We start from the raw sequence: 23417 nt of genomic DNA, 5'->3' as shown, positions 1-23417 counted from the left end.
AGAGGGTATGGAGAATTTACTGGCGCTGACCCTGGCGGACGAAACACCTGTTGAAACAGAGGGTGAAGGTGCGACGTTTCGCTGGCAATGGCGGGGACACGGGCTGCTCGAACTGACGCCTTTCGAGGAGAGCACGCGTTCTCTGGTGCTTTCGGCGGGCGTACATGGGAATGAAACCGCGCCGGTCGAGATTGCCGATTTGCTGCTTCGTGCGCTGTTTCGCGGGGATATTCCATTGCGCTGCCGCGTGCTGGTGGTACTTGGGAATCCTGTGGCACTGGCGAACAACAAGCGCTATCTGAACAGCGACATCAATCGGATGTTTGGTGGGCGTGCCGCGCAGTTTGCGCCGTGCGAAGAAACTGAACGTGTGCTCGTGCTGGAAAAGGCGGTCAGCGATTTCTATGCGGCAGCCGGAGAGGATCGCTGGCATCTGGATCTGCATACGGCAATTCGCGCCTCGTATCATGTTCGCTTTGGCGTTCTGCCGCAGCGCGAGCAGCCGTGGGATGAAAGCTTCCTGCACTGGTTGGGCGACGCGGGACTGGAGGCGCTGGTGTTCCATCAGTCACCGGGCGGAACCTTTACTCACTTTACCTGCGAACATTTCGGCGCGCTGGCCTGCACGCTGGAGCTAGGCAAAGCGTTACCGTTTGGTCACAACGATTTGACGCGTTTTGCGCCGACGCATCTGGCGCTGAGGGCGTTGCTTTCTGGCAACGAGCCTGAAGCACATACGGAACCCGTTGAGCGCTATCGGGTGGTGCAGCAGATCACCCGTCGCAGCGAGGCGTTCCGGTTGCATATGGCGGCGCACACTCTGAACTTCACGCCGTTCCGACATGGGATTTTGCTGGCTGAAGACGGAGAGGAGCGTTACGAGGTGCAGAAAACGACGGAGTATGTGTTATTCCCTAACCCGTCGGTAGCGTTCGGCTTACGGGCGGGATTGATGCTCGAAAAAATAACCTGAAGCGGAATTTCCCTCTCTGTTTCGCGGGAGGGAAATTATCTATTACGCCGGTCACATAAAATTTACAGATTATTCCTGGTTAACTGCTTTATTATTAATCTGCACTTCGCTATACTTCTTCATAATCTCTTTAAAATCATTATATTGAATATTTCCGTTTCAACTCTCCATGTTTTATCCTTAATTTCTCCACATTTGGCGATAAATTGTTTTTTACACTTTCATTGTTTTACTGTTGCTCTGACTAATTGACGATAAACCCCGTAAAGTTAATCTCGTCAACACGGCATAGCGCCGAAGAATAACTGAAAGAAAGGAAAACAATTATGCGTAAATTAACTGCACTGTTTGTTGCTTCTACCCTGGCTCTGGGCGCTACCGGCATGGCGTTCGCTGCGGACACCGCGACGACCACCGCTGCACCGACCGAAGGCAAGATGATGATGCATCACAAGGGCAAGCCGGGTATGCATCACGACATGATGTTTAAAGACCTGAATCTGACCGATGCCCAAAAACAGCAGGTTCGCGACATCATGAAAAGCCAGCGTGACCAGATGAAACGCCCACCGCTGGAAGAACGCCGCGCCATGCATGACCTGATTGCCAGCGACAGCTTCGATAAAGCAAAAGCTGAAGCGCAGATCGACAAAATGGCCGAGCAGCACAAAGCCGGAATGCTGGCCCGCATGGAGACTCAGAACAAGATCTACAACATTCTGACCCCGGAACAGAAAAAGCAATTTAATGCCAATTTTGAGAAGCGTCTGACAGAACGTCCGGCACCAGAAGGTAAAATGGCTCCGCCTGCTGAATAAACAGCACATCATATTAAGACCGCCGGACACCTGTTCACATAAGCGCAATTGCTGTGGACAGGTCCGGCGGTTTTTTCTTTCATACCCTCTTGTCACCCGCCGCCATCACGGTATGCTCCTGTAGTCGGTAATAAGAACTGTCTGAAGAGTCAGCGCGTTAGCGTTTTTTTTCTCTCTTCGCTAAGGCATCAAAGCAACGCTGCCGATAATACGTCTGTGATTACCCAACGATAACAATCAAGACAGCGACGCTATACGTATCGTCGCTCTGGCGCTGATTGCGTCTTTCAGGAGTGGTGATGGAGTTTTTTGATATCCGCAAGATGCCGGTAAATCTCTGGCGAAACGGCGCGGGCGAAACCCGCGAGATTTGTTGCTTTCCCACTGCGACCCGTGATTTTCACTGGCGTGCCAGTATTGCCTCTATCGCCAGCAACGGCGAATTCTCTCTCTTTCCAGGCGTCGATCGGGTCATTACCCTGATTGAAGGCGGCGAAGTGACCCTCGATGCGGGCCAGACCTTTTGCCATACCCTGAAGCGTCACCAGCCGTTCAGCTTTGCGGGCGATCATCCGGTGAAAGCGAAACTCACTGAAGGGCAGATGTCGATGGATTTTAATATCATGACGAAGCGGGATTACTGCCAGGCCAAAGTGCGGGTGGCCGATCGCACCTTTACGACTTTTGCCTCGCGCGGCGGCGTGGCGTTTGTTCTGAGCGGGGCATGGCAGTTAGGTGACAAACTCCTGACTGCCGACCAGGGCGCAAGCTGGCAGGACGGAACCCATACCCTGCGCTTACTGGAATCCGAAGGTACGTTGCTGTTCAGTGAAATTACGTGGCTGCCGGGGCATTAAGCTCAATAATTTCATACTCGCCACAGAGCAGCGGCTTACAGAGAATTTTGTAGCCGTCGTGATCAAATCCGGCGGGGGTTTTCAGCAGGGCCGTTGCATCTTTTAAGGTGTTGACGGCACCCAGCCACAGCCAGTTGTGAATGATGTGGTAATGCGTCATCGCCTGGCTACCTTCTTTCAGCGCAATTGCGCCTTCCCACGGCCAGCAGGTCACGCGCAGCGCAGCCAGCCCGGCTTGTAATCTCGCCTGATGATCTTCCACGCTCTCTTTGCCACAGCATGCGCCGGCACAGCGTTTTAACGCTGAGCGAAAACAGGCGCGTCCGCGCGTCATCGATTCCAGGCCTAATAATCCGTAGCACAGCTTCTCGGCGTCGGCGAGGGTTTGCAGAGCCTGTAGCGCCGCGCGGCGGTTAGCAAACAGCCCGTATAAATTTGGCGCGTGAGAAAAATCAATGTCGCGGGCATACACCACCTGCGGTTTGCCGTCAGTGATTTGCAGCGAACACAGCTGACGATTGCGGCGCAGACGTTTATTGAACAACGGTTGCTGTTCTTTAATGAGCCTGGCCTCCAGCAGTAACGCGCCCAGTTCACCTGCGGTTTGTATCCAGGTAATTCGTCGTGACTGGCGCAGCATGGCGGCTTCGTCAGGAGTGCGCAGGTGCGACAGGACCCGGCTGCGGAGATTGACGCTTTTGCCGATATAGAGCGGCATTGCATCGCTTTCGCCATGAAAAAAATAGACGCCAGGCTGCTTTGGCAGTGCTTCGAGCCAGGGGCGAAGATGTTCGGGATATTCGTAGATGGCCGCCGCTTCAAATTCAAGACGCGGGGCGGATTGACGCCTGCTCACAAAAGACTCCTGATACTGTTCAGGCATACAGTGTAGCAGAGAGGTGCCGGTTAAAAAAGAGACAAATTCCGGGTGGCGGCTTCGCCTTACCCGGCCTGGCTGACCGGTGCGGACTGGTGCCCTCACCCCAACCCTCTCCCACCGGGAGAGGGCGCAAACATTAAAAACGGCAACTTGCGTTGCCGTTTTACATTTACCTTGTAGGCCGGATAAGCGCAGCGCCATCCGGCAACAGGTACGGAAATTACCGTTTCCAGAAGTCGTCGAAAATTGTAATCGGCGTATGGCGCTTGTGCTCGGTTTTCAGATACCAGCTTTCAATGGTGCGAGCGATTTTCTCATCGAGCGTTTTACCTTCCAGATAATCGTCGATGTTTTCGTACGTCACACCCAGGGCAACTTCATCCGGAAGAGAAGGGCGATCGTCTTCGAGATCGGCGGTTGGGGCTTTCTTATATAAGTGTTCCGGGCAGCCAAGCGTGGCGAGCAGTTGCTTACCCTGGCGCTTGTTGAGGCGGAAAATCGGGTTGATGTCGGTGCCGCCGTCGCCGTATTTGGTGAAGAAACCGGTGACGGCCTCTGCCGCATGATCGGTGCCGACCACCACGCCTTTGGTCATTCCGGCGATGCTGTACTGGGCTTTCATGCGCTCGCGGGCTTTTTCATTACCGCGAACGAAATCGCTCAGCTCGATTCCGGCGTCACGCAACGCCTGCTCGCTGGCTAAGACTGCGCCTTTGATGTTCACAGTGAGAACACGATCCGGCTGGATAAACGCAATCGCATCCTGACAATCTTGCTCGTCGGCCTGCACACCATAAGGAAGGCGCACGGCGATAAACTGCAGCGCATCGTCACCGGTTTCCTGACGCAATTCTGAAATAGCCATCTGGCACAGTTTGCCGGTCAGCGTCGAGTCCTGGCCGCCGCTGATCCCCAGCACCAGAGACTTAAGGAACGAATTGGTTTTCAGATACGATTTCAAAAAATCGATGCTGCGGCGGATCTCATGATTGGCATCGACTGATGGCGTTACGCCAAGCGCCTGAATAATCTCTTGTTGCAGAGCCATTACGCCCTCCATTAGCAAAAACGAAGCAGAATGAGTATTCGTTAAAACTAACCCTTTGGGCGTAAAACGACAAGGATCACAGTTTCGAGTGCGGCAAATTGCGACGATTTAGCAGGTTATCGTTGTTTTATTAGAATTTTCCGAAAAACCTACCGCTTCGTCGTCAAAGTTGATGAATAGGAATTTTTGTTCCATGCTTAGATAACACGCTGATAAACAAGAGGACGGAATATGAACAAGAATGTAGCGGGAATTCTAAGTGCAGCGGCGGTATTGACTATGCTGGCAGGCTGTACAGCTTACGATCGTACATCCGATCAATTTACACAGCCGGTCGTAAAAGATGTGAAGAAAGGCATGAGCCGTGCGCAGGTTGCGCAGGTCGCGGGTAAACCTTCTTCTGAAGTCACGATGATCCACGCACGTGGTACTTGTCAGACCTATATTCTGGGTCAACGGGATGGTAAAGCGGAAACCTACTTTGTTGCACTGGATGATACCGGACACGTAATCAACTCCGGTTATCAGACCTGCGCTGAGTACGACACCGACCCGCAGGCCCCTAAAGCGTAATTACCTGCTTGCCTGAGCAATATCACAAACCGGCCAATGAGCCGGTTTTTTTGTGTCTGTAATAATCTTATTTCTTTGCGCGAATTATTTGCCTAAAATGTGAGGGCAGTCAAAACGACAGGTCAAGGAGAGACAATTGTGACTCCTTCGGAATTATCCCCTCCCTGTGCCATGCCGTATACTCCTATTCAATGACAAACAAGAGTAACACTCACTAGCGGGCTGAAGGGCGATGGTGAGGGTCATACAAGAGGGAAGTTGCTATGGAAAAGAAACATATCTATCTGTTCTGCTCTGCGGGCATGTCAACGTCGCTACTGGTTTCCAAAATGCGTGCGCAGGCCGAAAAGTATGAAGTTCCTGTCATCATCGAAGCGTTTCCTGAAACGCTGGCAGGCGAGAAAGGCCAGAACGCAGATGTCATTCTGCTGGGGCCGCAAATCGCGTACATGCTGCCTGAGATCCAACGTTTATTACCGAACAAACCTGTTGAAGTGATCGATTCTGCGCTGTACGGCAAAATTGATGGTTTGGGTGTGCTTAAAGCTGCAGTCGCATCAATTAAAAAAGCTGCCGCTAATTAAAATTTAAATTTTTCCCGTCAAAGAGTTATTTCACACACTTACGCCGCAATATTTTCATTGCGGCATTTAAGGGTAATTTCTATGAGTCAAGTTATTAGCTCTCTTGAAAAGGTCCTCCTTCCTTTTGCTGTTAAAATAGGAAAGCAGCCGCATATTAATGCGATCAAAAACGGCTTTATTAAATTAATGCCGTTGACTCTCGCAGGGGCGATGTTTGTTTTAATCAATAACGTCTTTTTAAGTTTCGGCGAAGGCTCGTTTTTCTATTCTATGGGCATTCGGTTAGACGCTTCCACCATTGAAACCCTGAATGGCTTTAAAGCCATCGGCGGCAACGTGTACAACGGTACGTTGGGCATTATGTCGCTGATGGCACCTTTTTTCATTGGTTCCGCGTTAGCTGAAGAACGAAAAGTTGACCCGATGGCCGCCGGTCTTTTAGCGGTGGCGGCCTTTATGACCGTGACCCCTTACAGCGTCGGTGAAGCCTATGCAGTCGGTGCCAACTGGCTCGGTGGTCAGAACATTATCTCCGGGATGGTGATTGGCCTGATCGTGGCAGAAATGTTTACCTTTGTGATTCGTCGCAACTGGGTCATTACTCTGCCGGACAGCGTGCCGTCCTCCGTTTCACGCTCTTTCTCCGCGTTGATTCCTGGCTTCCTGATTTTGTCTATCTTCGGCATTATCTCCTGGCTGCTGGCCAACCACGGCAGCAACTTCCACCAGATCATCATGGACTCAATCTCCACGCCGCTGGCATCAATGGGCAGCGTAGTGGGCTGGGCTTACGTTATCTTTAACTCCCTGCTGTGGTTCTTCGGCGTGCACGGTTCACTGGCGCTGACCGCGCTGGATAACGGCATCATGACCCCGTGGGCACTGGAAAACATCGCGCTCTACAACCAGTACGGTTCAGTTGAAGCAGCGATTGCCGCTGGTAAAGAGTTCCACTTCTGGGCGAAACCGATGCTGGATTCCTACATCCTGCTGGGCGGTTCCGGGGCTACGCTGGGTCTGATTATCGCTATCTTCATCGGTTCACGCCGCGCGGATCACCGTCAGGTAGCAAAACTGGCGCTGCCGTCAGGTATCTTCCAGATTAACGAACCGATTCTGTTTGGTCTGCCGATCATCATGAACCCGGTGATGTTTATCCCGTTCGTACTGGTTCAGCCGATTCTGGCCGCCATTACCCTGGCCGCTTACTCGATGGGGATTATCCCGCCGGTCACCAACCTGGCACCGTGGACAATGCCTACTGGTCTTGGCGCCTTCTTCAACAGTAACGGTAGCATCGCAGCACTCTGCGTAGCCCTGTTCAACCTGGGCGTCTCGACGCTGGTTTACCTGCCATTCGTGGCGGTATCGAATAAGGCGCAGGCGGTACTTGATGAGCAGGAAAGCGAAGAAGACATCGCGAATGCACTGAAGTTCTAAGATTGTCTGGCGCGGGGCAACCCGCGCCTGTAAAAGGAGACGTAAGATGTTTGATTTGGATAACATTGCAGCAGAAGAAGCGGTAGAGAACGATCTGGAAGAAGTGGTGATGGGACTTATCATCAATTCTGGACAGGCACGCAGCCTGGCATATGCTGCACTTAAGCAAGCCAAGCAGGGTGATTTTGCCGCTGCAAAACGTATGATGGATCAGTCACGCACCGCACTGAATGAAGCACATCTGGTACAAACTAAGCTTATCGAAAGCGACCAGGGTGAAGGTAAAATGAAGGTCAGTCTGGTGCTGGTTCATGCCCAGGACCATTTAATGACCTCGATGCTGGCGCGTGAGCTGGTTGCTGAGCTCATCGAGCTTCACGAGAAAATGCAGTAAGTCAGGCCCCAGGAGGTAATCACGATGGAAATTAAAACCGCATTTGAGCAGCAATTGTTTAACGGCAAGAATTTTCACGTGGTTATCTACAACAAAACTGAAAGCGTGAGTGGTCTGCACCAGCATGATTACTACGAGTTCACCATTGTGCTGACCGGGCGCTATTACCAGGAGATCAACGGCAAGCGCGTCCTGCTGGAGCGCGGTGACTTTGTGTTCCTGCCGATGGGTTCGTATCACCAGAGCTTTTATGAATTTGGTGCCACGCGCATTCTGAACGTCGGCGTGAGCAGACGTTTCTTCGAAAAACACTACTTACCGCTCGTGCCGTTCTGTTTTGTCGCCTCGCAGGTCTATCGCATTAAAAATGGGTTCATGACCTGGATCGAAACGGTTATCGCCTCACTTAACTTCCGTGACAGTGAGTTTGATGAGTTTATTGAAACGGTCACCTTTTATGTGATGAACCGCCTGCGCCATCATCGTGATGAGCAGCAGGTGATCGATGATATCCCGCAGTGGCTGCGGACCACCGTTGAGTTAATGCACGACAAACGTCAGTTTGGTGACAGTGCGCTGGAAAATATGATCGCCTTGTCGGGTAAATCGCAGGAATATCTTACCCGCGCCACCCAGCGCTATTATCAAAAAACGCCGGTGCAAATTATTAACGGTATTCGTATTAATTTTGCCAAAAAACAGCTGGAAATTACCAACTATTCGGTCACCGATATTGCCTACGAGTCGGGTTACAGTAGTCCGAGCTTGTTTATTAAAACCTTTAAAAAATTCACCTCATTCACGCCGAATAGCTATCGGAAGAATTTAACGGTAATGAATAACTAATTCACTCGTGGCGAATTTATTCGCCAGGAATATTGACTTAAAAGCTTGCCCAAAATAGCGGGAACGTCACGCTATACTTTACAGGCGGCTAACCTGATACGCGAAGGGAGATATTATGCAAAAGAAATTGAAAGTCGTAACAATTGGCGGCGGCAGCAGCTATACCCCGGAACTGCTCGAAGGTTTTCTGAAACGTTATCATGAATTACCGGTCAGCGAATTATGGCTGGTTGACGTAGAAGAAGGGCAGGAGAAGCTCGATATTATTTTCGACCTGTGCCAGCGCATGGTGCAGAAAGCCGGTGTTCCGTTAACTGTACATAAGACCCTGGATCGTCGTCTGGCGCTGAAAGACGCGGACTTCGTTACCACCCAGCTGCGTGTCGGCCAGCTGAAAGCGCGCGAACTCGATGAGCGCATTCCGCTGAGCCACGGCTATCTGGGCCAGGAAACCAACGGCGCAGGTGGCCTGTTTAAAGGCTTACGCACCATTCCGGTGATTTTCGATATCATCAAAGATGTGGAAGAGATCTGCCCGCAGGCGTGGGTGATTAACTTCACTAACCCGGCCGGGATGGTGACGGAAGCGGTCTATCGCCACACCGGTTTCAAACGCTTTATCGGCGTATGTAATATCCCGATTGGCATGAAAATGTTTATTCGCGATGTGCTGAAATTGACCGACAGCGACGATCTCTCTATCGATCTGTTCGGCCTGAACCACATGGTCTTCATCAAAGATGTGATTGTGAATGGCGAATCCCGTTTTGCTGAACTGCTGGACGGCGTGGCTTCTGGCCGTCTGACCGCCGGTTCGGTGAAAAACATCTTCGACCTGCCGTTCAGCGAAGGGCTGATTCGCTCGCTGAATCTGCTGCCATGTTCTTATCTGCTCTATTACTTCAAGCAGAAAGAGATGCTGGCCATCGAAATGGGCGAGTACTATAAAGGCGGTGCGCGTGCTCAGGTGGTGCAGAAGGTTGAGAAACAGCTCTTTGATTTGTATAAAGATCCTAATCTCAACGTCAAACCGAAAGAGCTGGAACAGCGCGGCGGGGCATACTATTCCGATGCCGCTTGTGAGGTCATTAATGCGATTTACAATGACAAACAGGCTGAGCATTATGTGAACGTGCCGCATCACGGCCATATCGACAATATCCCGGCAGACTGGGCGGTTGAGATGACCTGCATCCTGGGGCGCGACGGTGCGAAGCCACATTCCCGCATCACCCATTTCGATGACAAAGTAATGGGACTGATTCACACCATTAAAGGCTTCGAAATTGCAGCCAGCCACGCGGCGCTGAGCGGTGAGTTTAACGATGTGCTGCTGGCGCTGAACCTCAGCCCGCTGGTGCATTCTGACCGCGATGCGGAATCGCTGGCCCGCGAAATGATTCTTGCGCATGAGAAATGGTTGCCAAACTTTGCGGCAGCGACTGAGAAACTCAAACAACGCTAAGAGGAACAGAAATGGAAAATCTGTTGATCGTTAATGCCGATGATTTTGGCCTGTCAAAAGGGCAAAACTACGGTATTGCCGAAGCCTGTCGTCACGGCGTCGTGACATCCACCACTGCGCTGGTCAACGGCGAGGCGGTGGAACATGCGGCGGCGTTGAGTCGCGATCTGCCGAAGCTCGGCGTGGGGATGCACTTCGTGCTGACGCTTGGCATGCCGCTTTCCCCGATGCCTGGACTGACGCGTGACGGGCTGCTGGGGAAATGGATCTGGGAGATGGCAGAGCAGGGCACGCTGCCGCTCGACGAGATTGCGCGTGAACTTGACTGCCAGTTTAACCGTTTCGTCGACCTCTTTGGCCGTGAACCGACGCATCTCGACAGCCATCACCATGTGCATATGATCCCGGCGATTTTCCCACTGGTGGCAGAGTTTGCAGCACGTAAAGGTGTGGCGATGCGCGTTGACCGTCAGGTGCAAGCCTTGCACGCTCTTACTCTGAGTGATGCGCCGACCACTGACGGTTTCAGCAGCGATTTCTACGGGGACGAGATCAGCGAAGCGCTGCTGTTACAGGAGCTGGATGCTTCTGCTGCCCGCGGAGAACGTTCGCTGGAAATCATGGCTCACCCGGCGTTTGTTGATAATACGGTGCGTAAAAGCGCCTATTGCTGGCCGCGTCTGGCGGAGCTGGACGTGCTAACGTCGCCGTCGCTGAAGTATGCGATTGCGGAGCGTGGGTATCGATTAGGAACGTTTAGCGATCTGTAAGCATTGCCGGATGGCGCTAGTGCTTACCCGGCCTACGGGGTTCGTGCGGTTTGATGCCCTCACCCCAACCCTCTCCCACGGGAGAGGGAGAAAACATCAAAAACGGCAACCTTCGGGTTGCCGTTTTGCATTGACCTTGTAGGCCGGATAAGCGCAGCGCATTCGGCGGTTTTACGCCGGAATCTGAGCGATTTTACTGCTGCGCGACCACACCCGGTGTGCCGCCAGCAGCTCGAACAGCTGATCCATAAACGGCCCAGCGACTTTATCACCCTCCACAATCCCTTCTTCGCCTTTATCCGCCACTTTAAGCAGCGATTTAAACTGACGCGCATCGCCTGCCAGCGCAACAGGCTTCAGGTGCTTATAGGCTTCCAGCAGGTAATAAGCCGCATCGCCATTGTCGAGCAGACTCTGAATGTCCCCGCCTGGTACAATCACCACATCGACGGTAAGGGACGGAGACCCGGCAAAGGTGCCGACAATCGGCAGCGTGGAACCATCGTCCGCTTCCACTTCCCCCATACGCTTATAGAGCAACTGGGCATGCACGCCTTTGGCTTTTAGCGCTTTCAGGATCGCCAGCACATCTTTTGCGGAAGTTTTGTCGTTGAGCAGTACCGCCACTACGCGCCCTTTGATCGTTCCGCCCGGCACGGCATACAGGCTCAGTGATGCATCTTTTTTTAGCCCATTAACGTCTTTCGGCGGGGTGGTATTACGTTGCTCGTCGCTAAGCGTGATCCCAAGATTATCCGCCACGCCCTGGGCCAGTTGAATGTCGATATGCGCCAGCTGATCCACCACGCGTTCTCGAATATAGGTCCGCACCACTTTGCCTAATTCAAAGCTAAAACTGCCGATGATGTGTTCCTGCTCAATCGGGGTCTGGCTTTGCCAGAACAGGCGAGGGTGGGTGTAATGTTCACCGAACGATGGGCTGCGTTCACGAATTTTTGTCCCTTCAACACGCTCCTGATAGGACTCAAATCCGCCACCTTTTGGCCCCGGTGGGGTTTCGCGCGGCCAGTTATCGTTGATCGAGTTCGGTTCATAGTTGGCCGGATTGGTGTCGATATCCTGACGATGCATCCCGTCACGCTGGAAATTATGGTACGGGCAGGTTGGGCGATTGATCGGGATTTCGTGGAAGTTCGGCCCGCCGAGACGGCTGATCTGCGTATCGGTATACGAGAATAAACGCCCCTGCAGAAGCGGATCGTTGGTGAAGTCCAGCCCCGGAACGATGTGCCCCGGATGGAATGCCACCTGCTCGTTTTCGGCAAAGAAGTTGTCCGGATTGCGATTGAGCACCATTTTGCCGACCAGTTGTACCGGGACCAGTTCTTCCGGGATCAGTTTGGTCGGGTCGAGTAGATCGAAATCAAACTTAAACTCGTCTTCCTCAGGAATCAGCTGAAGCCCCAGTTCGTACTCCGGGAAATCGCCCGCTTCGATGGATTGCCACAGCTCGCGGCGATGAAAATCGGGATCGCGCCCGGTGAGTTTTTGCGCTTCGTCCCAGACCAGAGAGGCCTTCCCGGCTACCGGTTTCCAGTGAAAACGCACGAATGTCGCTTTCCCTTCGGCATTAATCAGACGGAAGGTGTGGATGCCGAAACCTTCCATCGTGCGGTAACTGCGTGGGATACCGCGATCGGACATCGCCCACATCACGTTATGCAGCGTTTCCGGCTGGAGCGAAACATAGTCCCAGAAGGTGTCATGCGCGCTTTGTCCCTGCGGAATAGCCCAGTGAGGCTCTGGCTTTACCGCATGGACAAAGTCAGGAAACTTGTGCGCATCCTGAATAAAGAACACCGGCGTGTTGTTGCCGACGAGATCAAAAATGCCTTCTTCGGTATAGAATTTGGTGGCGAAACCGCGAATATCACGCACGGTGTCGGCCGAACCCGCGCCGCCCTGAACCGTCGAAAAACGCACAAAGACCGGAGTGATTTTGTTCGGATCAGAAAGGAAGTCGGCTTTGGTGATATCGCTTAACGCTTTATACGGCTGGAAGTATCCATGCGCGGCAGAGCCACGGGCGTGTACTATGCGTTCCGGTATACGTTCGTGGTCAAAATGGGTGATTTTTTCGCGCAGGATGAAATCTTCCAGCAGCGTTGGACCACGGTTCCCCGCGCGCAGGGAGTTCTGGTCATCGGCGATTCGCACGCCCTGATTAGTGGTGAGCGAAGAGTCCGTCCCGTTTTTGCGAAATGGCTCTAACTTTTTGATTTTATCGTTCTTCGACATTGCACGCGTCTCCTGTTTTCATTGCTGAAATACGGTCGTTGTGGCGAAAGGCCCCATTAACTATAGAGCAATGCGCTTTACAGACAGGCAAACTGAGAGTTTTCGGGGCATGTGCTTGCGGGAATGTCGCACGCAAGGCGCGACGCGAAGGGGCGGAATCGGCTATGATTGGTTTTTCCTGTTTCCAGAATTTGCTTTAGTGAACCAGTCGCTTATGAAATCATTTCGTCAACAAAACCGTCGTGTCATTAGCTACGTGCCTCGCGTCGAACCTGCGCCGCCCGATCACGCCCTGAAGGTGGACGGCTTTCGTGATGTCTGGCAGCTACGAGGAAAATACGTGGCGTTTGTCCTGATGGGGGAACATTTCCGCCGCTCGCCGACGTTTACGGTTCCGGAAGCCGCGCAGCGCTGGGCGGCGCAAATCCGCCAGGAAGACGATATTCAGGAATAATGTTCTATAACAGGTGCAGCGACGGAGTGTTAGCTGAAGAAGTAAAACTCCGGTAAAACATGTCTGCGTCTGTCCGACTTTTCTATGTTCTCATTATTATCTTCCGCATTAATACATCATTTCTCCATTACAAAAATTAATAGATGCTTTGAGTGTTCAGGGACAGCATAACCTAATCATCCCGTTCATCAGTAATACACGTATTTTCGTGTTATTAATTAAGCTCACTGAATAAATAATTAAATGATGTTTTTTTATCTTGTGTGATTTTTGATACCGTTTCGCGTTACTTAGCGTGGTTACCTTGCTTTAGATTCAAGACGGCATCATCGAGGATTAAATTTAAAGCTCTATCACATAAGGAATTAGAAATGGCTTCATCATTAAAAATAATGGGTGCTCGTAGCCAAAACTCTACGAGTTATTTAGCGGCACGTCATCGTCTGGTGGCGCTTGATAGCCTGACGTTATTGCCAGTTGTCGCTGAATGGAATTACGAGGGGGAGACTGTTTCAGCCATCAATAGCGCCTTCACGGATATTCATCCAGAAAAAAAACTGTATGCCCGTGCCGCAGGCTATATGGGCCGGGTTCCGCTTAATCCTGCCAATATTGACGGGAATCTTTTCGCTGCAGTCGCGCGGAAAAATGACGGTACCGTAACCTCATGGGGCCTGGATAGTTGCGGCGGTGTACCTCCCGTCAGTACCCGCAATCATGACGTCATCAGTTTTGCCGGTTTTAATCAGGCATTGTGCGCACTCAATGATGAAGGTCAGGTGTTTGACTGGGGCTTCGAGACGGGCGAGGGTGGGCAACTTGCTATTCCCGATGATATCGCCGGGTTGCGCGATATCGTGAGCATTCGGGGGGCTAAAAACGCAATGGTAGCATTGCGTGCGACAGGTCAAGTTGTTGCCTGGGGAAGTGAAACTCCTGCGGCCATCGTGCCGGCGGAAATCGCTGCCCTGACAGACATTGTCGATATCGTGTCCAGTGATGACGCTTTTGTCGCACGCCGGGCTACAGGCCATATTGTTGCGTGGGGTTCAGGCGAATATGGCGGTAGCCTGTCAGCGGAAATTGCATTGCTCACCGATATCGTTGATGTGCAATCCACCTTTTCCGCCTTTGCCGCACGCCGTGAAAATGGCCAGGTTGTTGCGTGGGGAAACAGCGCACAAGGCGGCCAGGTGTCAGCGATGGTGGCGGAACTAAGCGATATCAAGGATATTACGGGCTCCGTTGACACCTTTGTTGCGCGTCGCGCGACGGGTCATGTCATCGCCTGGGGGGTTAATGCTGAACTGTCAGCGGAAATAGCGCTGCTAGACGACATAGTTGATGTGCAAATGACAGACGGCGCGGTGATTCTGCTGCGTGCTAATGGTCACGTTGTCGCATGGGGCGATGTTGCATCAGGGGCTGCGTTACCTACAGCATTAAGCGATGTTGTTGCACTTACGACCTCAACCAATTCTGTTGCGGCCTTAAAAAGTGATGGTCGTGTCGTCGGCTGGGGAAAATATTCCACGGAAGGTCTGCTACTGGAATTGCAGAATATCGCAGCGGTCTATGCCAATCGCGACAGTTTTTTTGCCATCAACGCAGATAGCGAACTAGTTGTTTGGGGCAACAAAGGTAGCGGCGGAAATATGGCCGACATCCCGACAGATTTGCAGGGGAATATTAGTTATTACGCACCCGTGAATAATCTAAAGGTGATGGGAGCGAGATCAAGCCACGTAACCATGAAGCGGCTGGTGGCTTTAGATAATGAAATATTGGTTCCTGTCGAAGCTAAGTGGCGTTATGCGGACGAAGATAGTGTATTCACCGGAAAGTATTTCACCGATACCCGATGGGCTAAGCGTTTAGAGGTCAGTATAAATAATTCAGACCCGATTGTTTTAAATGCTCTTAATGTGACATGTCAGCAGTTGGCTTACTCTGCAATAAATAACGATGGGAAAGCGGTAGGGTGGGGATATGATGACAGCGCTGGATTTAACCCTACAGATATCCGCAATCACCATGTACTTGAAATTGGCCCCAATTCTTATACCCCTTGTGCGCGCAACGCGGACGGGCAATTATTTGTTTGGTATGGAAAGTTTAAATGCATCATTCCCGCCGACATTGCGACATTAACCGATGTGGTTAAAATTATCGGCAGCGGAGAAACATTTGTAGCATTACGCGCCAACGGTTCAGTCGTGATGTGGGGCAATGCCGCCTATACTGTCCCACCAATTACTTTAACTCATGAAATTGCCGCGCTGACTGATATTGTTGAAATTTACGCATCAGCTACAGAAACGTACGCTGCCCTGCGTGCCACAGGGCAAGTTGTTGCATGGGGGAGCAAGGGCAGTAATAGTTCCTCGTTACCCGCTGATATCGCCGCAATGACCGATATTGTTTCTGTCAGCGAGGGTGGTACAGATTGTTTCGTGGCATTGAGAAGTAACCACTCCATCGTTCAATGGGGAAAAACAGATAATAATATGGCACTACCTGATGATATCGCTGTATTAACAGATATCGTCGAAGTACGTAGCTGGGGCTGGCTAGGAGGATGTAACGTCGCATTTCGTGCCACTGGCCATATTGTCGCCTGGGGAGACCCAAGGTATGGCGGCGTCTTACCAGAAAATATTGCGGCGTTCACTGATATTGTTGATGTACAGTCCAGTGGCACTCAACTGGCTGCGCTAAGGTCTGACGCTACCATTGTGCTCTGGGGGGATGCGGAAAACCCAAGACGATTGGTCGTTCCTGAAGGTCTATCCGACGTTGTTGCATTGGCTGGTACCGCTTACGCTTTTGCAGCTTTGAAAAGCGATGGAACAGTGGTCAGATGGGGCTCGGATTTGGTTAACGTCGCTGACATCACATTTATTGAGTCGAAGTTAAGCAATATCTGTGCTGTCTACGGGAATCCATATACTACGGGTTTTTGCATATTGAAGAATGACCATTCCGTTCTGGCATGGGGAGGTTTGCCGACATCACCGGTATCAGTCTGGGATGTCCCCGCCGAACTTCAGGGGAATATATCCTATGAAGCCTCTGATAAATAAATAGTGTTAACACCTCGGTAAGACCAAAAAAAAGGCCCTCAATTGAGGGCCTTTTATCGTTCGTAGTCGATTAACGATGCGCCAGTTCAGCGTTCTCCTCGCTATCGAGAATTTCTTTGTCAGTCTGCTTCAGCCACTGGCTGGTGAGCGTACCGGCGGTCATGGAACCGTTGACGTTCAACGCAGTACGACCCATGTCGATCAGCGGCTCAACGGAGATCAGTAGGGCAACCAGCGTGACCGGCAGGCCCATCGCAGGCAGTACGATCAGTGCCGCGAAGGTTGCGCCACCACCGACACCAGCAACACCGGCGGAGCTGACGGTGACGATACCGACCAGCGTTGCAATCCACACCGGATCAAGTGGGTTGATACCAACCGTTGGTGCCACCATCACTGCCAGCATCGCCGGGTACAGACCGGCACAGCCGTTCTGACCAATAGTCGCGCCAAAAGAGGCGGAGAAGCTGGCGATAGATTCCGGCACACCTAGACGACGGGTCTGCGCTTCCACGTTCAGTGGAATAGACGCAGCGCTGGAGCGGCTGGTGAAGGCGAAAGTCAGCACTGGCCAGACTTTGCGGAAGAATTTCAGCGGGCTCACGCCGTTCACACCCAGCAGGATGCCGTGCACTACAAACATGATGGCCAGACCGAGATATGAGGCAATCACGAAGCTGCCCAGTTTGATGATGTCCTGCAGGTTAGAACCAGCAACGACTTTGGTCATCAGTGCCAAAACGCCGTAGGGGGTCAGCTGCATCACCAGACGTACCAGCTTCATCACCCAGCTTTGCAGCGTGTCGATAGCGGTCAGTACGCGCTGGCCTTTTGGTGCATCGTCTTTCAGCAGTTTCAGCGCAGCCACACCCAGGAAGGCGGCAAAAATCACGACGCTAATAATCGACGTCGGGTTCGCGCCAGTCAGGTCAGCAAACGGGTTTTTCGGTACGAAGGACAGCAGCAGCTGAGGCACGCTCAGGTCAGCCACTTTACCGGCGTAGTTGGTTTGAATGGCGGCCAGACGTGCGGTTTCCGCGGTGCCCTGCACCAAACCTTCAGCGGTCAGACCAAACAGATTTGTGACCAGCACACCGACCAGCGCGGAAATCAGCGTGGTGAACAGCAGGGTGCCGATGGTCAGGAAGCTGATTTTGCCCAGTTGTGACGCGTTATGCAGACGGGCAACGGCGCTCAGAATGGAGGCGAAGACCAACGGCATGACGATCATTTGCAGCAGTTGCACGTAGCCGTTACCGACCACATTAAACCACTGGATAGAATCCTTCAGTACCGGGTTATCGGAGCCGTAAATTGCCTGCAACGCCAGACCAAATACCACACCCATTCCCAGACCGACGAGTACCTTCTTCGCCAGGCTCCACTGCTTATGACGCGTCTGCGCCAGCAGCAATAGCAAGACAACGAACACCACGATGTTCGCAATTAGTGGAAAATTCATCCCCGTTCTCCTGATCTCTATTCCGACCGGTATATTCCGATCCTGTTGGCGCAAGGTTAGCAGAAGTGTGATGTAGCGCTTATATCCAAATGGAATGGATTATGACAAATGATATTGTTTTGTAGGTTTATTGTTCAATCTGGTGATGAATAAAACGATTAAACTGAAATTGCAGCGTATTAATCATCTGCGATGACCAACGAACTGCACCATTTTCGGGCAGCGTTTGCGGCATCCAGACTGAATACGCAAACAGGGCCATGCACAATACACGCTCCAGTTGATTGCCTTTTTGCGGGGCCAGAATCGGAAAGCGAAAACGCCAGCGGCACGGCCACAGCAGAGGAACGCCGGCGGGTGTGAGCATATCGGCCAGAATATGGCTCAAGTAGCCGAGCACCATACCCTGAATAGCATCAGCGGGAACAATCCAGCTTTCGGGGATCTTTAAATAGAAGAAGGTCAGCAGAATAAACACCGCCAACAGACTGTGGGTAAAACCACGATGGCCGAACGCCCTGGCGATGGGTTTTGCTATCCATTTCAGACGCTGACCCAGGAAAGACTTCGGATGATCGATATCCGGCAGCAAACAGGTCAGAACCGCAGAAGGAACAATATGCCACCAGTCACCCTGCGCCAGAACAGGGGTTAGCTCAGCGTTTTTGGCAAACACTGCGCAGGCAATAGAAAATAGGAGATGGCCTTCCGCCGTCATGATGAAACCCATGAAACTGTCAATTCATACAGTATAGGGTTTTTGTACAGTAGGCGGAAGAGGTTACGGTGTAACTCTTTGTCACAAACTGGCGTTAGCGCGCCAGCCAGCCTCCATCAACGGCGAGCGTATATCCGTTGATATAGTCAGATGCGCTGGAGGACAGGAAAACCACCGGGCCTTGCAGATCTTCGGGTCGTCCCCAGCGTGCGGCGGGTATGCGTTCCAAAATCTCCTGACTACGCTTGGCATCGTCACGGAGTTCCTGCGTATTGTTCGTCGCCATATAGCCTGGCGCAATCGCGTTCACATTAATGCCGTGTTCAGCCCACTCGTTTGCCAGCAGGCGCGTGATGCCTAATACGCCACTTTTGGATGCGGTATAGGACGGCACGCGGATCCCGCCCTGGAAAGAGAGCATTGAGGCGATATTAATGATTTTGCCGCCTTCGCCCTGGGCAATAAATTGACGTGCGACGGCCTGAGAGAGAAAAAAGACTGACTTCAGATTCAGGTTCATGACGTCATCCCAGTTTTTTTCACTGAATGACAGGGCGTCCTCCCGACGGATTGTCCCGGCGTTGTTCACCAGAATATCGATATGCCCCATCTCCGATACCGCCTTAGCCACAACGGTTTCTATGGATTCCTGTTGGCTGAGATCGGCCTGAATCGCCGTAAAACGTCGGCCCAGGGCTTTCACTTTTGCTGAAGTTTCTTCGGGAATTTTGCGGTTAACGCCCACGATATCGCATCCTGCTTGCGCCAGTCCCAGCGTCATTCCCTGGCCTAAACCGGTATCGCAGCCGGTGACGATGGCCACTTTTCCCGCCAGATTAAAGGCATCCAGTATCATATTTACCTCAGATTGTAGGGTTATTATCGTTCTGAGAGTAAGAATAGGAGGCACTTCGCAGAAATACAAATAAAAATGAAATGATGTTTTAAAAATGGACCGAGAGTCATATTTTCGGGCAACTGAACGTTGCCCGAAGGGGAGTGATTAGCCGCGCAAATGGGCTACGGTGAGGTCGTTCAGCGTCACCAGTTTAGCGTCTGCAAGGGAAAAACGCGGATCGTGCTGGCCTTCTTCTGCCGGGACCACGATGGAACGCATCCGCGCTGCTTTGGAGGCGATCATACCGTTGACCGAATCTTCCAGCGCCACACAGGCCAGCGTATCAACGCCGAGTTTTGCTGCACAATCCATATAAACCTGCGGATGCGGCTTGCTGTACGGCAGCTTTTCCGCCGAAGCCAGTGCGTCGAAGCTGCTGCGCAAATCGAACATTTCCAGCACTTTTTCCAGCATGTGCAGCGGTGACGCGGATGCCAGACCGACTTTCAGCCCCTGCGCTTTACACAGGGCGATGGCTTCACGCGCGCCCGGCAGCAAGGGGCGATTTTCTTCGACCAGAGAAATCGCACGGCTAATAATGCGGTCGGTCACTTCCTGGCGGCTTGGGCCGTTCCACGGCTGGTGGGCATACCAGAGTTCAACAACCATATCGATGCGCAGTCCCAGCGTGTCCGGGAGTTCGCTACGGCGGCTGATATCCACTCCAATGCTGGCCATGACATCCAGTTCGGCACGATCCCACAGTGGTTCGGAATCGATCAACAATCCATCCATATCGAAAATGGCAGCAACAATCTGGCGCGGGGTCGACATAACGATATCTCCATTCACAGGTTTTCAAGACGAGAGCAGTCTAAAGTTACCCCGCAATTTAGCATAATTGGCCTTAAAGAACGGGCGAAATTCGTAAGCAGAAGGTAAACTTAGGCTCTTAAAGAGCGTCTTAATGAAGGGGAACTGATGACGTATCAACAAGCTGGACGCATAGCGGTACTAAAACGCATTGCCGGATGGGTGATTTTTATTCCGGCCGTGATTTCCACGCTGATCTCTGTGCTGAAATTCATGTATGAGCACAGTGAAAAACAGGCGGGTATCAATGCAGTTATGCTTGATTTTGCGCATGTCATGATCGAGATGATGCGCTTTAATACGCCGTTTCTTAATGTCTTCTGGTACAACTCACCGACGCCTGATTTTCATCAAAAGCTGAATCTTGTGTTCTGGATTATCTTTGCGCTGATATTCATCGCGCTGGCGTTACAGGCATCCGGCGCGCGGATGAGCCGTCAAACTCGATTCTTGCGTGAAGGGGTGGAAGACCAGCTGATTCTGGAACAAGCGAAAGGCGCAGATGGGCTCACTCGCGAGCAGATTGAATCGCGCATTGTGGTGCCACATCACACCATTTTCCTGCAGATTTTCCCGCTGTATGTCCTGCCGGTGATTATTATCGTTGGCGGCTATTTCTTCTTTTCATTGCTCGGTTTTCTGTAAAGCAAAACGGGTGGTTTTTGCCACCCGTTTCTACTGTTACGCCGCTAATACCCGCTCAAGCGCACGCTGCGCATTCACCAGATGGTTGCCTCCGAACAAAATCGCCCGGTTAAAGAGCGTATAGAGTTGGTAGATTGGCTGTCGTTCGAGAAATCCTGCGGGCAGTGGGGAAACTGACTGATAGCCATCGTAGATTTGCGGCGGCTGTTCCGGATGCAGCGGCAACATTGCCAGGTCACACTCGCGGTCGCCCCAGTAACAGGCCGGATCAAAAATGTAAGGCCCGTTCGGTCCTAATGCACAGTTTTCGGACCATAAATCGCCATGCAGGAGCGAAGGTTGCGGCTGATGCGAGGAAAGTCGCTGCTGGATATGTTCCACGATGGCGTCGATATTGCCAAATTCCAGCCCTTTTTCCGCAGCAAGCTCCAGCTGCCATCCGATGCGTTGTTCGGCAAAGAATGTAGACCAGCGGCGCTGCCAGGCGTTGGGTTGTGGCGTGGTGGAAAGATCGTTATCAAAATCAAGACCAAACTGCGGCTGATCGCTCCATTGATGCAGACGAGCAATTTGCTGGCCCAACAGAAACGCGTTGTGCGCGTCCAGCGGACGGGCAGGGAGATAATCCATCACCAGAAAGCTGTAGTCGCGATCGCTGCCAAGCGCCCAGACCTGAGGGACTGAGACGGTTTTGCTGCGCGACAATAATTCCAGCTGATCGGCCTCGGCAGTGAAGATAGGAAGCAATTCCCGCTCATCACATTTGACGAAAAAATCGCGTCCCGCGAAGCGTAGATGCCATGCGGCGTGGATCTCACCGCCCGGCAACTCGTTTCGCAGCTCAATTTCTCCGTCGCCCAGTTGCTCGCTTAAAAGATGACTGATAGCCTGCCACATGATGATTCTCCCATGTTGTCCGCCAGATCATAACGTTAGCGCATAACCGCTATTAATTAATACGAGCTAACGCACACCTGAGCCGTATGGATCGTTACAGGGCATTTATTGTTCTATCTTTTGCCACTCTTCCCAGGTGTTCACGGCGATGTCAGCGTCTTTGCCTGTTGCGCTCTCGACCAGCCCGCTGGCCAGTGCTTTCACTTCATCAGCATTGAGAGTGCTTATCAGACCGAAGGTATTGATACCTAGATCGTGAACGTTGCCCTCGTCATCGGTTAGCGTCAGCAAAAAGCCGCCGCGAGAAAAGTGGTTGGTTATCTCGTTGAGTTCAGTCAGCGAGTCTTCATGAATTTTGATGGTTACGACGTAGCGGGTGATGTCACCACTGCTCATATTTCACCTCTTTGTTATCGCGAAAGTTTTCTTAGCATAGTCGATAGCGCCAGTTTGGCGACTCAATGAGCACTTCCCCTCGCATTGAGGGGAAGCCTGCTGCGTTAGCTGCGGGTGAGATAATCCACAATTTTTTGCGTATCTTCGAGTGAACACAACCGCGTACCATGATTGATAGTAGCTGCGCTACCCGCTGCAACGCCATAGCGTGTCATTTCCAGCAGCGACGCGCCTTGTGCCAGTTTTAAGGTCATTGCGCCGACCATGCTGTCACCGGCACCCACGGTGCTTTGGCTTTTCATTGGCGGCGGGACGACCTGCACCGAACCGGTTTCATCGACCCCGAGCGCACCCTGTGGCCCCAGTGACACCACGACGCGACGCGCTTTGCCGTTACGCACCAGCTCCTGGGCGGCGGAACGAACGTCATCGGGCTGGGTTAACGGACGATTGACCAGCGCACTCAGCTCTTTTTGGTTCGGTTTGATCAGTTCCAGATTGCCGGATTCCAGCGCGGCGGTCAGCGCTTCGCCGGAACTGTCGACGATACAGCGCAGGCCTTTCTTCTTAGCTGCATCTATCAAATGGGTGAGTTTTTCGCATTTAACGCCCGGCGGAAGGCTGCCGCTGATGACCAGAATGGCACCGCTTTCGATTGCGAGTACTTTCTCTTCCAGCTGGCGAAACTCATTGTCTTCCAGCATGGCGCCTGGCATGACGAAACGGTACTGTTCGCCGCTCGATTCGACATGGACATGCAGGTTCTGTCGTGTCCAGTCTTTGGCTTCCACCGTATCGACGGCCACGTGTTCATTGGCCAGCAACGCCACCAGATGTTCACCGGTCGCACCGCCCGCCGGGAAAATAGCCGTGGCTGTCCCACCGAGATGAGTGATGGCTCGTGCGACGTTAATCCCGCCGCCGCCGGGCTCAAAGACAGGGGCGCTACAGCGGAGTTTACCTTCAGGATAAATTTGTGGGGTGAGGGTCGCGCTGTCGAGAGAAGGGGAGAGCGTCAGCGTATAAATCGGTACCATTATGACCTCCTTTTTATATGGACTCAGCTAAGCATGGCACAAATAACCGGAAGAGAAAGTAAATAACAGTATGATTTTAAATATAAATGTTTAGGCCGTTAGTGCCT

General features: G+C 52.2%; 22 protein-coding genes and 1 pseudogene. 13 read left to right on the top strand and 10 right to left on the bottom strand.

Features of this window, described 5'->3' with window-relative positions:
• Nucleotides 1–7 precede the first annotated feature (7 nt).
• From astE to ves, 3 genes are all read left to right on the top strand, one after another.
• Entirely contained in the window at nt 8–973 is a 966-nt protein-coding gene (gene astE, locus JBO43_RS09225; protein ID WP_202674159.1) for a succinylglutamate desuccinylase, read from the top strand.
• Nucleotides 974–1299: 326 nt separating this feature from the next.
• The gene (spy, locus tag JBO43_RS09220) at nt 1300–1791 is read left to right on the top strand and encodes an ATP-independent periplasmic protein-refolding chaperone Spy (protein ID WP_202674158.1); all 492 of its coding nucleotides are present in this window, start codon (nt 1300–1302) and stop codon (nt 1789–1791) included.
• A gap of 299 nt (nt 1792–2090) precedes the next feature.
• Nucleotides 2091–2648 (top strand): environmental stress-induced protein Ves, encoded by a 558-nt coding sequence (gene ves, locus JBO43_RS09215; RefSeq protein ID WP_103948552.1) that lies wholly within the window; start codon nt 2091–2093, stop codon nt 2646–2648.
• On the opposite strand, the gene cho is transcribed toward ves, so the two are convergent.
• Complete coding sequence (cho, locus tag JBO43_RS09210; protein WP_237730002.1) at nt 2626–3531, bottom strand: excinuclease Cho; 906 nt, start codon at nt 3529–3531, stop codon at nt 2626–2628. The genes ves and cho overlap by 23 nt on opposite strands.
• A gap of 217 nt (nt 3532–3748) precedes the next feature.
• The gene (nadE, locus tag JBO43_RS09205) at nt 3749–4576 is read right to left on the bottom strand and encodes an NAD(+) synthase (RefSeq protein ID WP_095281698.1); all 828 of its coding nucleotides are present in this window, start codon (nt 4574–4576) and stop codon (nt 3749–3751) included.
• Nucleotides 4577–4807: 231 nt separating this feature from the next.
• On the opposite strand from nadE, the gene osmE reads away from it, so the two are divergent.
• The 7 genes from osmE to chbG all read left to right on the top strand — a co-directional run bounded on the left by osmE (nt 4808) and on the right by chbG (nt 10648).
• Nucleotides 4808–5149: an osmotically-inducible lipoprotein OsmE gene (osmE, locus tag JBO43_RS09200; protein WP_095281699.1), complete on the top strand. Its 342-nt coding sequence runs from the start codon at nt 4808–4810 to the stop codon at nt 5147–5149.
• Nucleotides 5150–5412: 263 nt separating this feature from the next.
• A complete protein-coding gene (gene chbB / locus JBO43_RS09195; protein ID WP_095281700.1) occupies nt 5413–5733 on the top strand; it encodes a PTS N,N'-diacetylchitobiose transporter subunit IIB in 321 nt (106 codons plus the stop codon).
• 81 nt (nt 5734–5814) lie between these two features.
• Nucleotides 5815–7173 (top strand): PTS N,N'-diacetylchitobiose transporter subunit IIC, encoded by a 1359-nt coding sequence (gene chbC / locus JBO43_RS09190; protein ID WP_095281701.1) that lies wholly within the window; start codon nt 5815–5817, stop codon nt 7171–7173.
• Nucleotides 7174–7219: 46 nt separating this feature from the next.
• On the top strand, nt 7220–7567 hold the full coding sequence (gene chbA / locus JBO43_RS09185) for a PTS N,N'-diacetylchitobiose transporter subunit IIA (protein ID WP_095281702.1): 348 nt from the start codon (nt 7220–7222) through the stop codon (nt 7565–7567).
• A 24-nt stretch (nt 7568–7591) separates the two neighbouring features.
• Nucleotides 7592–8413, top strand: coding sequence for a transcriptional regulator ChbR (gene chbR, locus JBO43_RS09180; protein WP_095281703.1), 822 nt, complete (start codon nt 7592–7594; stop codon nt 8411–8413).
• A gap of 115 nt (nt 8414–8528) precedes the next feature.
• A complete protein-coding gene (locus tag JBO43_RS09175; RefSeq protein WP_103947557.1) occupies nt 8529–9878 on the top strand; it encodes a 6-phospho-beta-glucosidase in 1350 nt (449 codons plus the stop codon).
• Nucleotides 9879–9889: 11 nt separating this feature from the next.
• Nucleotides 9890–10648, top strand: coding sequence for a chitin disaccharide deacetylase (gene chbG / locus JBO43_RS09170; RefSeq protein ID WP_095281705.1), 759 nt, complete (start codon nt 9890–9892; stop codon nt 10646–10648).
• Between the two features lie 171 nt (nt 10649–10819).
• Here chbG and katE read toward each other — a convergent pair.
• Nucleotides 10820–12898: pseudogene (gene katE / locus JBO43_RS09165) on the bottom strand (catalase HPII); the annotation flags it as partial.
• Between the two features lie 79 nt (nt 12899–12977).
• Here katE and cedA point away from each other — a divergent pair.
• Both cedA and JBO43_RS09155 read left to right on the top strand, forming a co-directional pair.
• Nucleotides 12978–13361, top strand: a complete 384-nt coding sequence (gene cedA, locus JBO43_RS09160; RefSeq protein WP_331251892.1) for a cell division activator CedA — start codon at nt 12978–12980, stop codon at nt 13359–13361.
• 371 nt (nt 13362–13732) lie between these two features.
• Nucleotides 13733–16444: an RCC1 domain-containing protein gene (locus tag JBO43_RS09155; protein ID WP_202674155.1), complete on the top strand. Its 2712-nt coding sequence runs from the start codon at nt 13733–13735 to the stop codon at nt 16442–16444.
• 70 nt (nt 16445–16514) lie between these two features.
• Here JBO43_RS09155 and JBO43_RS09150 read toward each other — a convergent pair whose 3' ends face one another.
• The 4 genes from JBO43_RS09150 to hxpB all read right to left on the bottom strand — a co-directional run bounded on the left by JBO43_RS09150 (nt 16515) and on the right by hxpB (nt 20296).
• The gene (locus JBO43_RS09150; RefSeq protein WP_095281709.1) at nt 16515–17906 is read right to left on the bottom strand and encodes an L-cystine transporter; all 1392 of its coding nucleotides are present in this window, start codon (nt 17904–17906) and stop codon (nt 16515–16517) included.
• 127 nt (nt 17907–18033) lie between these two features.
• A complete protein-coding gene (locus JBO43_RS09145; protein ID WP_095284247.1) occupies nt 18034–18624 on the bottom strand; it encodes a metal-dependent hydrolase in 591 nt (196 codons plus the stop codon).
• Nucleotides 18625–18718: 94 nt separating this feature from the next.
• Nucleotides 18719–19480, bottom strand: coding sequence for a 2-dehydro-3-deoxy-D-gluconate 5-dehydrogenase KduD (gene kduD / locus JBO43_RS09140; protein ID WP_202674154.1), 762 nt, complete (start codon nt 19478–19480; stop codon nt 18719–18721).
• A 147-nt stretch (nt 19481–19627) separates the two neighbouring features.
• Complete coding sequence (hxpB, locus tag JBO43_RS09135; RefSeq protein WP_202674153.1) at nt 19628–20296, bottom strand: hexitol phosphatase HxpB; 669 nt, start codon at nt 20294–20296, stop codon at nt 19628–19630.
• 147 nt (nt 20297–20443) lie between these two features.
• On the opposite strand from hxpB, the gene JBO43_RS09130 reads away from it, so the two are divergent.
• Entirely contained in the window at nt 20444–20980 is a 537-nt protein-coding gene (locus JBO43_RS09130) for a YniB family protein (protein ID WP_095281712.1), read from the top strand.
• A 36-nt stretch (nt 20981–21016) separates the two neighbouring features.
• Here the strand turns inward: JBO43_RS09130 and JBO43_RS09125 are convergent, their stop codons facing one another.
• The 3 genes from JBO43_RS09125 to pfkB all read right to left on the bottom strand — a co-directional run bounded on the left by JBO43_RS09125 (nt 21017) and on the right by pfkB (nt 23310).
• Entirely contained in the window at nt 21017–21877 is an 861-nt protein-coding gene (locus tag JBO43_RS09125; protein ID WP_202674152.1) for a fructosamine kinase family protein, read from the bottom strand.
• Nucleotides 21878–21982: 105 nt separating this feature from the next.
• A complete protein-coding gene (ghoS, locus tag JBO43_RS09120; RefSeq protein ID WP_095281714.1) occupies nt 21983–22273 on the bottom strand; it encodes a type V toxin-antitoxin system endoribonuclease antitoxin GhoS in 291 nt (96 codons plus the stop codon).
• Nucleotides 22274–22377: 104 nt separating this feature from the next.
• A complete protein-coding gene (gene pfkB, locus JBO43_RS09115; protein ID WP_202674151.1) occupies nt 22378–23310 on the bottom strand; it encodes a 6-phosphofructokinase II in 933 nt (310 codons plus the stop codon).
• Between the last annotated feature and the right edge of the window lie 107 nt (nt 23311–23417).

Source organism: Lelliottia jeotgali (assembly GCF_016771845.1).
Classification (GTDB): domain Bacteria; phylum Pseudomonadota; class Gammaproteobacteria; order Enterobacterales; family Enterobacteriaceae; genus Enterobacter; species Enterobacter jeotgali.
Note: the sequence above shows the minus strand (reverse complement) of the source record. Positions and strands in the feature narration are given on the sequence as shown.